Origin of the sequence: Laspinema palackyanum D2c (assembly GCF_025370875.1) — a bacterium.
GTDB classification, from domain to species: domain Bacteria; phylum Cyanobacteriota; class Cyanobacteriia; order Cyanobacteriales; family Laspinemataceae; genus Laspinema; species Laspinema palackyanum.
Genome location: NZ_JAMXFD010000001.1, coordinates 38,182 through 50,324, shown reverse-complemented (window position 1 = coordinate 50,324; position 12,143 = coordinate 38,182). Strand labels below are relative to the sequence as shown.

The 12,143-nt window shown below is 50.6% G+C and carries 9 protein-coding genes; 7 read left to right on the top strand and 2 right to left on the bottom strand.

Translation table 11 applies throughout. From position 1 onward, the window contains the following. Positions 1-167 precede the first annotated feature (167 nt). Positions 168-896, bottom strand: coding sequence for a RibD family protein (locus NG795_RS00225; protein ID WP_436836013.1), 729 nt, complete (start codon positions 894-896; stop codon positions 168-170). A gap of 40 nt (positions 897-936) precedes the next feature. Beyond that, entirely contained in the window at positions 937-1,371 is a 435-nt protein-coding gene (locus NG795_RS00220) for an NUDIX hydrolase (protein ID WP_367286662.1), read from the bottom strand. 796 nt (positions 1,372-2,167) lie between these two features. Between NG795_RS00220 and NG795_RS00215 the strand changes: the two genes are divergently transcribed. The 7 genes from NG795_RS00215 (at position 2,168) to NG795_RS00185 (ending at position 11,945) form a co-directional block, all read left to right on the top strand. Beyond that, the gene (locus tag NG795_RS00215; RefSeq protein ID WP_367286661.1) at positions 2,168-3,958 is read left to right on the top strand and encodes an N-acetylmuramoyl-L-alanine amidase; all 1,791 of its coding nucleotides are present in this window, start codon (positions 2,168-2,170) and stop codon (positions 3,956-3,958) included. Between the two features lie 207 nt (positions 3,959-4,165). Then, a complete protein-coding gene (locus NG795_RS00210) occupies positions 4,166-6,034 on the top strand; it encodes an N-acetylmuramoyl-L-alanine amidase (protein WP_367286660.1) in 1,869 nt (622 codons plus the stop codon). A 449-nt stretch (positions 6,035-6,483) separates the two neighbouring features. Next, entirely contained in the window at positions 6,484-7,176 is a 693-nt protein-coding gene (deoC, locus tag NG795_RS00205) for a deoxyribose-phosphate aldolase (RefSeq protein WP_367286659.1), read from the top strand. 49 nt (positions 7,177-7,225) lie between these two features. Beyond that, entirely contained in the window at positions 7,226-8,149 is a 924-nt protein-coding gene (gene recO / locus NG795_RS00200) for a DNA repair protein RecO (protein ID WP_367286658.1), read from the top strand. Positions 8,150-8,228: 79 nt separating this feature from the next. Continuing rightward, complete coding sequence (locus NG795_RS00195; RefSeq protein WP_367286657.1) at positions 8,229-9,845, top strand: MFS transporter; 1,617 nt, start codon at positions 8,229-8,231, stop codon at positions 9,843-9,845. Positions 9,846-9,961: 116 nt separating this feature from the next. Further along, complete coding sequence (locus tag NG795_RS00190) at positions 9,962-11,170, top strand: glycosyltransferase family 4 protein (protein ID WP_367286656.1); 1,209 nt, start codon at positions 9,962-9,964, stop codon at positions 11,168-11,170. Positions 11,171-11,279: 109 nt separating this feature from the next. Beyond that, entirely contained in the window at positions 11,280-11,945 is a 666-nt protein-coding gene (locus NG795_RS00185; RefSeq protein ID WP_367286655.1) for a Uma2 family endonuclease, read from the top strand. The last annotated feature ends 198 nt before the right edge of the window (positions 11,946-12,143 follow it).

Here is a 12,143-nt window from a genome sequence, read left to right as displayed (position 1 = left end):
CGTTGAGGGTAGAGCGTTCACTTTCCTAGGGTAATCGATTCTTGGGATGCTGTGGGAGCAACAACCGCCGGGGGATAAATCCCCCGGCTCATAGCTCAAGTCGGTTAAAAACCGACTAAAAGCACTATCCCATAAGACTTTCAGTCGGTTTCAACCGACTTGAGCTGTTAGGCGGGGGATTTATCCCCCGCCGGTTCTGATTGTCTGCGCAGGCGGTAGTGTAAGAATACCTCTGCGTCGATGGTTTTGACCTCTAAGAGTTCTAGGCGGGGTGCGGTTTGTGTGGTAAATCCGCTGCCGTCTACGGGGGTGGGTGCGTTGGTGCCACCGATGAGGAGGGGGCAGAGGGTGAGCCAAAGTTCATCGATTAGGTCCTCTGCGAGTAGGGAGGCGACTAGGTTTCCTCCTCCGAGGATGGCTAATTTTTTAATGCCTAGGGTGGCGATTTGTTGGAAGGCATCGTGCCAGTCTACGCTACCGGAGGGGGTTTCGCTGACTAGAATTTTATCGAAGCCGGAATCGTTGTACCAGGGTTCGGCACCGGCGCGGGTGGTGAGTAACCAGCGGGGAACGGGTTGTTGGAATAGGGGGATGTGGCGCGGGAGGTTGCCGGTGGCAGAGGCGACGATTTGCACGGGTTGGGGGGGTTTTCCGGCTTGTTCGCGCTGGCTAATTCGGTCCGGATTCACGACTCTCATGGCGGTGTCTTTGACGCGGAAGGTTCCGGCACCGGTGATGACGGCATCGGCGGCGGCGACTTGTTGTTCTAAATGGTTTTTATCGGCGGGAGACCCGAAGAGGAGGGGCGATCGCAGGGAGTCGGAGATTTTGCCATCGGCACTCATGGCTAGAATTACGGTGGTTGTCGGGCGATCGCTCATGTTTCTCGGAATCAATAATCAAGGGGTCAATCTAGTTTAACTGACCCGCATACGCTTACAATAATCCCTCCGCCATAAACTTTAAAAATATTTGTTGATGAGGTTCTCCGAGAGGACGGACTTCACCGGCTTTTTCCGAATAGCGACTCCCGCGACGAATATCCTCCGGGGTCCAAAATCCCATATCCCATCCTTCATGAAGCACTAACTCCCCAATATCCACAGTCAAGGGAACATTAAAGACATGACGGACGACTTCTGGGGTTTCAAAACAACCGAACTCGGATACTTGTTTGGCTTCATAAGTAATTTCTTCCTGTAATTCTCGCCGCAAGGTTTCGAGAGGGAGTTCTCCGGGTTCGAGATGTCCTCCAAATAAACCCCAATATCCTGGATAAACGATACCGGGTATATTGTCTCGCAGTTGCAAGAGAAACTGACCCTCTTGATGCAGGATTGCGAGGGCTACCTGAACTGGGTGATGACTCATGGGTTCTTTCTCCGGGTAAACTTTCAGGGGTTATTCTTCCCTAATATAAAAAAGAAATGATTCTCTTGTGTTCTTTTGTGGAAGAATTTTCGGTATTTTACACCGCCGTCTTGTAGGATTTTAAATTTTTTAACCCTCGAAGGCAGAAGCCGATCGCACCCAAACTGATTGAGTATCATGGAACACCCCGGTGATCCGCGCTTTCAACAGCGATCGGTCTATTTTTAACCCATCTATTTTCTAATCCTGATCAGGGTTTTCCACAATCGTACAGTCCTAAACTATTCTGTTTTGCCGGTATTTTATGGATCCCATTATCCAAAATTGCTCTGTAATTGCACTTAAAATTGTTGGGTAAATTTTTAATAGCCCGTGTTTTTCCCTCAATTTTGGGTCTAATAATTGGAACCATGATTTGGGTTTTTAGCCTTATTTATTAACCCTGATACCCGCAAAATAGAAGATTGTACAGAGTATTTGTTTTTTAAACTTTTGTAACAATGTGACTGATTTATTCTCCCTAAAATCAATTTTCCTAGCTAAAAGAGCCTAAAAAGGAATCCTCTCGTTTCTAAGGCATCAGTTTCGGAAACATCGGGGATATCCACTGCATTCTATACCAACTGCCTACCCAGCTAAAGATTCAAAAAGTTACAAAATTGATTCTTTCCCGGGAGGCGACTGGGGGCATCAGAAACCTGCGTACAGTCGTTTGCTAGAGATTACTAAGGTGACCCAACGATTAGATTTGATTTCGAGTCCAAACCGTTCGAGCAGAACCGGAAAATTGCGGTTTATGCTAGTGGTTTTAGCGATCGCCGCCTCGATTTTTGCCGCATCCCCTGCCGTCGCTGCCAGATTAGACTCCTGGCGGTTTGAGCGCGATCGCAACCAACTCAACTTTAGAACCACCGGAAACGTGCAACCCAAGGCACAACTGCTGTCTAATCCCACCCGGTTAATTATCGACCTACCCGGGACCACATTAGGCCAGACTACGGTGCGAGAACGGGTCGGGGGAACCATTCGGGAAATTCGAGTGGGACAGTTTGAACGCCAAACCAGTCGAATTGTGGTAGAACTCGCCCCAGGCTATACCCTCAACCCGGATCAAGTCCAATTTCGAGGCAGTTCTCCGAGTCAGTGGACCGTGCAACTCCCCACTCCACAACCGGAAGTCGCCATTTCACCCACTCAAACCCCGGTCCCCCCGCCTCCAGCGGTTACCGTCAACAGCACCCTCCTCCAAGGCATAGAGGTCCTGGATGAAGGGTTTATTTTAAGAACCTCGGGACCCACTCCTGAAATTGACCTGCGATGGAGTACCGATCGCACCTGGGTGACCCTGGACCTTCCCGGGGTGAAACTCTCCCCACAAATCACCGAACGGGTGAGGAGAGTCGATCGCCTCGGCGTCAACCGCTTAGAAGCGATTCAAGTCTCCGATTCCCCCCTCTTATCCCGAGTCTTGTTGAACTTAAACGACACCCGTCGCAACTGGCAAGCACAAGTCACCGACCTAGGGGAAATCGTGATTTGGCCCCAAGGACAGACCCCCCCCAGTTCCTCCAGTCTCCCCTCCTTAGCGACCATTCAGTCCGTGGAACTCGCGAATGATGGGACCTCCGTTGTCGTGAATAGCGATCGCCCCGTAGGGTACAAAACCGAATGGGATATCCAGACCCTTGCCTATAAAATCACCCTATTTTCATCCCAACTGGCCCAACCCCCTCGGGAATTGAGAACCCCATCCCAATCCTCCCTGTTATGGGTGCGGACCATTGAGGAGGACCCAGAAACCGTTGTCGTCCTCGTGCAACCCGCCGCCGGAATTCAGGTGGGGGGCCTCAGTCACCCCTCGGGGAATCAACTTCGGGTACAGTTGCAACCCAACAGCATTCCCGAAACCCCCGCCCAGACCCCTCCAACCGTTGCTGTCGGAGAGAGGAGTCTGCCGATCGCCGTTCCACCGCCAACCACTCAAACTCCGGCCCCTCCCACCTCAACTCCGGCCCCTTCGACTCCCCGAGTGCCAACAACCAGCCGCCGAGTCGTGGTGATTGATGCCGGACATGGAGGCCGAGACCCTGGTGCCGTGGGCATTGGCGGATTGCGAGAGAAAGAAGTTGTCTTAGATATTTCCCGACAAGTCGCGGAAATTTTGGAGCGAAATGGGGTAACCGTTGTGATGACACGCCAAGACGATCGCACCATTGATTTAGCCCCCAGAACCCAGTTGGCAAATCGCGTCAATGCTAATTTATTTGTCAGCATTCATGCCAATGCAATTAGTATGTCCCGGCCCGATGTGAATGGGTTAGAGACTTATTATTTCAGTAGCGGGCAGCGGTTAGCTCAGACCATTCACCGGAGTATGTTGCGTTCTTTTAGTAATATGCGCGATCGCGGCGTCCGACGCGCCCGATTTTATGTGTTGCGCCATACCAATATGCCCGCAGTTTTAGTCGAAACCGGCTTTGTTACAGGGCGCGATGATGCGCGAATGCTGGCCAATCCAACCGAGCGAACCCGCATGGCCGAGGCGATCGCCCAAGGAATCTTACAGTATATTCGAGAGGGTCGTTAAACTGCAAAAGGGGTAAATCCAGGGGCTGAAAAAATAAATCAGGGCTTTCATAGTTTGTAACAGCCTATGCTATACTTCGGACATTCTTAACTTTTGTTAAGATAGCGACAAATGTCATGACAAATTAAGTCGGCTCCCCGCAGCAAACCTGCTCAAGAAACATTTATGGGTGCAATGCTTTCAAGGACAGCGAGGGAGCCTCAAATCATGCGTAGAGTTGGCAAGCAGAGTATGAAAGTGACCCAATCCATCGATTTCCCCTATCGTCAAATCAGCCCATTGAGAAAAGCTAAACTCCAAAACTGGATACTGCCAAGTCTGATCAGTGCATTTCTGTTAGCCGCTCCTCCTGTGGAAGCGGCTCAACTAGAAACTTGGCGGTTTGAGTCCGATCGCAACCAACTCTCGTTTACAACCACAGGCGGGGTGCAACCCACCGCTCAACTGTTGTCAAATCCAACGCGATTAGTGATAGACCTACCCGGTACAACCCTAGGGCGTCAGAGTGTGACTCAGGCGGTAGGGGGAACGATTCGCGAAATTCGCGTGGGCCAATTTAACAATCAAACCAGCCGAATTGTGGTGGAATTGGCCGCTGGTTATACCCTCGACCCCCAACAAGTCGAAGTCAAGGGCAATTCCTCCAACCAATGGACCGTCCAAATACCAGACCCCCACACCACCGGATCTTCAGGAGCCCAGGGTTCATCTGGTGGTCGGTCGGATTCTCCCTCCCCCCTAGCTGCAACCGGGGGAAACACCTTTTTACAAGAGGTGGAGATTAAAGATGAAGGCTTTATTTTTCACACCAATGGTGCTACCCCAACGGTAGAACTTAACCAAGGCAGTAATGGGACCTGGGTAAACGTAGACCTCCCGGGGGTGACCCTCTCTCCGGACCTAGAACGACGGGTTAGGAATGTCGATCGCCTCGGGGTCAATCAACTGCAATTGGTGCAAGCATCCACTGCACCCCCCTTGACTCGGGCGATTTTGACCTTAACCGAACCGGATAAAAAGTGGCAGGCACAAGTCAGCGAGCAAGGGCAGGTCCTGGTCTGGCCCGAAGGGGAAAAGCCCCCCCAAGTCACGGCTCAAGCTACATCAGGGTTAGCCACCATTCAAGGCATCGAACTGGTTGGCAATCAAGTCGTTCTCAAGGCCGATCGCCCCCTGAATTACAACACCGAATGGGACCAAAGAACCCTCGCCTATCGGTTGACCCTATACTCCTCCCACCTGGGAAATGATGTCAACCGCTTACAGCCAGAACAGGGTTCCTCGGTGTTATGGGTCCGTCCCACTCAGGAAGACCCGGAAACCGTCGTGGTTTTGGTCCAACCTGCTGCTGGAGTGCGAGTCTCTGGGGTTGAGCAACAATCCGGCGATCGTCTCGCCATCCAGTTAGAAACTACCGAGATTGTCACCACGGATCCCAACGCTCAGGTGATTCCCATCAGCAATCCCGACTCTCCCCCTTCCGTATCCCCGGAAAATCAGCTCCAGTCAGACATTCCTCCCATCCCTGCCGGACGAATTGCTGTAGTTATCGATGCTGGACATGGGGGTAGCGATCCTGGTGCCGTCGGCATTGGCGGATTGCAAGAGAAAGAGGTAGTTCTGGATATCTCCCATCAAGTTTCCGAAATTCTGGAACGAGAGGGAATTACCGCAATTATGACCAGGCAGGACGATCGCACCATTGACCTAGCACCACGGGTCCAATTAGCCAATCGGGTGAATGCCAATTTATTTGTCAGCATTCATGCCAATGCAATTAGTATGTCCCGTCCAGAAGTCAATGGATTAGAGACTTATTATTATGCCAGTGGCCGGAATTTGGCCCAGGCGATTCAAAATAGTATGATCCAGGATTTCTCTTCCATGCCCAACAGGGGAGTCAAACAGGCGCGGTTCTATGTGTTGCGCCATACCAGTATGCCTGCGGTGTTGGTGGAAGTCGGATTTGTTACAGGTGCAGACGATGCCCGGATTTTGTCCGATGCGGCACAACGAACCCGCATGGCCGAGGCGATCGCCCGGGGCATCTTAAATTATGTTCGCACCAATCGTTAAATTTTAACCCGCACCCTAAAGGGTGGGGCTATACGGACGAAGCCCGCCTGCGCGGGCTACTCCACGAGGCGGGGGTTCAAACCCCCGCCTAACAGCTCAAGTCGTCTAAAGACGACTGAAAGTCTTATACCGTGGTGTTTTTAGTCGGTTTTAACCGACTTTAGCTATTAGCTGGGGGTTTTAACCCCCAGCGGTGCTTGGGGTGGGGACCAGAAACCGGGGGGGGCTCAAACCCTAACAGCTCAAGTCGTCTAAAGACGACTGAAAGTCTTATCCCGTGATGTTGTTAGTCGGTTTTAACCGACTTTAGCTATTAGCTGGGGGTTTTAACCCCCAGCGATGCCGAGGAGACCCGGATTTATCATGATTCTCGCCTCGAAATGTTTAAGTTTCATGAAAATTCTGATAAAAGTTTACAATAGTTACAGACATCGCAGGGAGAAACCGTAATGGCTGCCAATCAGGGAGATATTGATATTGCTCCGCTTATCGATCATTCCCTACTCAATCCCACTGCTACCCCAAAACAGGTAGAGCAGTGGTGTGAAGAAGCAGACCGATTCAAATTTGCCTCGGTTTGCGTGTATCCCGCTTACGTTCGTCAAGCGACCAACTACCTTCACGGCAAGAGTCCCAAAGTTTGCACTGTGATTGGCTTTCCTACCGGAGGCAGCACCTCAGCGACCAAGCTGTATGAAGCCCAAGAAGCCGTAGACAATGGAGCCACGGAACTGGATGTGGTGATCAATATTGGCTGGCTCAAAGCGGGGAAAAATAACGACGTCCATGATGAGATTGCGGCGATTTGTGACAAGACGGATCGACCCGTGAAAGCGATTCTGGAAACGAACCTGCTGAGTGATGAAGAGAAGCGAGTAGCGGCGGAGATTTGCATGGATGCCGGGGTTGCCTATTTAAAAACCTGTACCGGATTTGCCGGTGGCGCTACTGTTGCTGACGTGGAACTGCTGAAGAAAATCGGTCGAGGACAGGTGGGAGTTAAGGCATCGGGAGGAATTCGTACCGTAGACCAAGCGATTGATTTAATCATTGCCGGTGCGACTCGCTTAGGGACTTCTTGGGGTCCTCATTTTTTGGGTTTAACTTCCCCAGGGGATGCCGAGTCAAACGAGGACCGATGACCGATCGCAACTGCTCAACTGAGGTCCCTCTAACAACAAAGCTAACACCATGAGTCGAACGTACAAAGCCACAGGTATCAATCTCAAAAGCATCCCCTTGGGTGAATCCGACCGGATTTTAACAATTTTGACCCGGGAATGTGGTTTGATTCGAGCAGTGGCACCGGGAGTTCGCAAACCTAAGTCTAAGTTAGGGGGACGAGCAGGATTGTTTGTGGTGAACGAGTTGGTGCTCACTCAGGGGCGATCGCTCGATCGCATCAACCAAGCTGAAACCCTCGAATCCTATCCCGGATTGAGCAAAGATTTGGGCAAACTGACTGCTGGACAATATTTGGCGGAATTAGCACTCTGCCAAGCCCTGAGTGACCAACCCCAAGAAGAATTATTTAGTTTACTCAGTGAACATTTAAGTCGAATTGAGGCGTTGAGCATGGTAGGCGATCGGCCCAGTACCACTCAAGTTCTTCCCTTACTTACCCAGGGGATTTATCACTTACTGGCTTTAGGGGGAATTGCTCCCCAAGTTCATGCCTGTTGCCTGACTCAACGCCCTCTGACTCCCGATTTTCAGTCTTTAAACTGGCGAGTTGGCTTTAGTACCAGTGCCGGGGGAACCGTGAGTTTAGCCAACGAAAATCGTCCTGAAAATTCCGGTGCTGGACCTAAACCAGACCCTAGTAATCGCTCATCTCCCTCGGTTCAGGCTTTGACTCTCCCCCGAAAGGTCGATCGCCAATTAAATGCCGTTGAGTTAGCGATTCTCCAACAACTGACTGCTGCCGAACTCCCTCAAGAAACTCACCTAAATTTACAGATACAAGGCATGATGGGTGAGCGGCCATCGGTTGATCAAGTGTGGGTCTCGATTGAACATCTGTTACGGCATTATGCCCAGTATCATTACGGTCAATCGATCCGGTCTGCTACCTTAATGGATACCTATATCCATGCTTCAAGGGCGAGTTTTTAACTTTCCCATTAATCCCACAAAATCATAAACATTTCTCCCTGAGATTAATTCAAAATAGCCGATTTTAACCTTACCCATAATGCCATTATCTGATTCCAATTTAGAAACACAGGTTCCCCACTGGAATCCCTCAAATTCTTCTCAAAAACATCAAAACCAACGAGGAGGAAGTCATCATCAAACCCAATATCGCCGTCCGGTTCAGGCGGAAAAACTAGAGGAAATTGACCGCAACAACCGCCAACCGGGTCATAGCAATGGGCGATCGCCTAATTCCCCAGGCAAACCTCGTCCCACTGGAACGTCGCCACAGCCAGAATCTGAACATACTCTGTCTAAAAATGGTTCTGGCTCAATGGAACAAAATGTTCAACCCCCCTCACCGCCAGAACCAGAACGTGGGTTTATGCCGGTCTTAAAAAACCGCAATTTTCTAGTCCTATGGAGTGGTCAGGTCTTCTCTCAGTTAGCAGATAAAGTCTATTTAGTGCTGATGATTGGCCTCGTTGCCAGCCGCTTTCAAGCCGAGGGCCAAAGCATTAGCGGTTGGGTTTCCGCGATTATGGTCGCCTTTACGATTCCCGCAGTTCTGTTAGGTTCCCTCGCCGGTGCTTTAACAGACCGCTGGTCCAAAAAAGGCATATTAGTATCCACGAATTTAGTGCGGGGAATCTTCGTTTTATCCCTGCCGTTGCTGTTGCTTTTATCCGAAGGATTCCATTTGGGAACATTACCCTTGGGATTCGCTTTAATGCTGATGGTGACTTTTGTTGTCTCCACCCTCACCCAATTTTTTGCCCCGGCAGAACAAGCGGTCATTCCCCTAATTTTAGAACGACGGCTGTTGCTTCCGGCGAATTCCCTCTATACCACCACGATGATGGCTTCAGTCATCGTGGGATTTGCAGTAGGTGAGCCTCTGTTGGCGATCGCCGATCGCACCTTTGCTCATATCGGTGATGGGGTCGGCATCGGCAAAGAATTGGTGGTGGGCGGCAGTTACTGCATGGCTGGGTTGCTGTTATTAATGATGAAAACTGGAGAAAAACCCAATCCCCCGGATACCGAATATCCCCATGTTTTTGAAGATATCCGCGATGGGTGGCAGTATCTGAGCAATCATCAGCGCATCAAGAGTGCCCTAATTCAGCTTGTTATTTTATTTTCCATCTTTGCGGCCCTAGCGGTGTTAGCGGTCCGCCTCGCTGAGGTGATTCCCAACCTTCGCACGGACCAGTTTGGGTTCTTACTTGCCGCAGCAGGGGCCGGAATGGGGGCCGGTGCCGCCCTCCTGGGCCATTTTGGACAGCATATTTCCCATCGCCGCTTAAGTTTGTTTGGTTCCATTGGCATGGCCCTGTCTTTGGGGGGCCTCTCCCTGTTCGGTTCCCAACTTTGGGCGGCATTAGGGTTGATTACCGTATTGGGGATATTTGCCTCCTTTGTCGGAGTGCCCATGCAAACCACCATTCAGGCAGAAACCCCAGAAGAAATGCGGGGTAAGGTGTTTGGCTTACAGAATAATGCGATTAATATTGCTTTAACCCTACCTCTGGCCCTGGCGGGAGTGGCGGAAGCCATGTTTGGGTTAACAGTGGTGCTGTTAAGTTTGGGGGCGATCGCCATAGCCGGAGGCGTCCTAAGCTGGTATATTTCCGAAACAGAACCCCATCCCTCTAACCCACGCCCGGAGTAAAGCGGTTAGGGATGGACTAAAGGTTAGGGAGAGTCTCGGGTTCATTCCCCTAGGGCGATCGGCTTTCTCACCATTAGCTGCTAACTTTAACACTAATCGTTAATCCCCAGACCCAAATGCATATCGCTTGGCTTGGAAAGAAAACCCCTTTCTGTGGCAATGTTACTTACTCTCGTGAAGTTACCAATGCGCTTTTAGATCGAGGACATCAGGTCAGCTTTTTCCATTTCGCTCAACAAGAAGCGGTAGAAGAGGCGGAAAACCTGCCTCAATTGGAGTCGGAACTGGCCCTTAAAGCCGGGAATGGCTGGCCGGTTGCTGCCTGTGAAGTCTCGTTACCTTGTCTTTATAAGTCCACCATTTACACCATTCCCACGCCCAAATCGCGGAAGGTGTTAACTCAGGCATTACGGGACCTCAGACCGGATTTGGTTCATGCTTCCCTTACCCTGTCCCCCCTGGATTTTGTCCTGCCGGAGATTTGTGAAGAGTTAAATTTGCCCTTGGTGGCAACGTTTCATCCGCCATTTGCTCACCAACGCTCGTTGCGATCGGGACGGCAGCATCTGCAACATCTGACCTATCAACTGTACGCGCCCTTTCTGCCGAACTACGATAAAACCATCGTTTTTTCCCAGCTTCAGCGAGAGTTACTGGGCAAACTCGGAGTACCCAGTCGGCAAGTGGCGGTGATTCCCAATGGGGTGGATGTCCAGAAGTATTCCCCCGGATATTCTCAGATTAAGCAGGAACTGAAGGCCGATCGCCTGTTTGTCTACCAGGGTCGGATCGCGATGGAAAAAAATGTAGAAGCGCTTCTCAAGGCGTGGAAGCAAGCGGATCTCGGTCCCAGTTGCAAGTTGGCGATCGTTGGGGATGGTCCCTTGGCTCCCTCGTTACAAGCTTATGCAGGGGCAGAACACAATGTCATCTGGTTGGGATATGTGGCGGATGAACAGCGCCGCATTGAAATTTTGCAAGGGGCGGATGTGTTTATTTTGCCCTCCTTGGTGGAAGGACTTTCCCTCTCCCTTTTAGAAGCAATGGCCTGTGGTTTGGCTTGTATTGCCACGGATGTCGGTGCCGATGGAGAAGTGCTTGCGGAGGGGGCTGGGGTGGTGTTGTCGGCCCAAGGCGTGACCACTCAGCTCAAAACCCTCCTCCCGGTATTTAAGGATCAGCCGGAATTCATCACCCACTTGGGTCGAAAAGCCCGTCAGCGCGTCCTCGATCGCTATACCTTGAGTCGCAATATTTCCCAGTTAGAACTCATGTATGAGGAGATTTTACAAGAGCGCCCAATGCCGGTGACTCAGTGGGCGTAAGATAACCTCCCAGTTCTGGTGTGGCACGACCCCAACCTTCGCCCGCCCTTGCGGGCTATTTTTATGGCAGTAAAATTAAGAGAAAGTCTGGATAACCCCTCCGATATACATGAATCCTGCAACTTTAAGTTCATCCCGTTTAAACCCTGATCTCCCCAAATGGCAGCCCGCCACCTGGGAGGACTATTTAGCCTATTGTGACGCGGAAGATTTCGAGGGCGGGCGAGCTTTTTATCATCAAGGATATTTGTGGATTGATATGGGGAATGAAGGCATTGATCATGCCCGAGTCAATAACCTGTTTGCCATGCTATTTTTCCTTTGGTTTTCTGCGCGCGGGCAAATTTGGGATGATTTAGGGGGCTGTGTTTTGGAAAAACCCCAACAGCAAGGGGCCGCACCCGATCGCCTGGTCTATATTGGGTCCGGTTCTCCCCAATGGCAAGCGGGTGAACGACGGCGGATTAATTTGGATATCTGGCGAGTTCCAGATTTAGTTGGGGAAGTTTCGGATACAACCTTGGCAACGGATCTGGATGAAAAAAAACAGCTTTATGCTGCTTTAAAAATTCCTGAATATTGGGCGATCGATATTCAAGGAAAACGGGTGATTGCCTTTTGCTTACAGGAGAATGGCAAGTATGAACAAGTGAACTTTTCCTTAGCCCTTGAGGGATTACCGATCGCCTTATTATCCAAAACCCTAGAACGCTTAACTCACGAAACCAATGGCACAGCAGCTCAATGGTTCGCTCAACAGATTGTTAATCTTTAGTAAACACCGACGGTTTAAACTGGGATAAATTGCCTTAAGTTCAGGCAAAAACCCGGTTTCTTGTCCCTCGTGCAAAGGTTAGAAACCGGGTTTTTTTCAAAGTTTCTGCTCAATTGCATTGAGTTCAGGCAAAAACCCGGTTTCTTGTCCCTCGTGCAAAGGTTAGAAACCGGGTTTTTTTCAAAGTTTCTGCTCAAT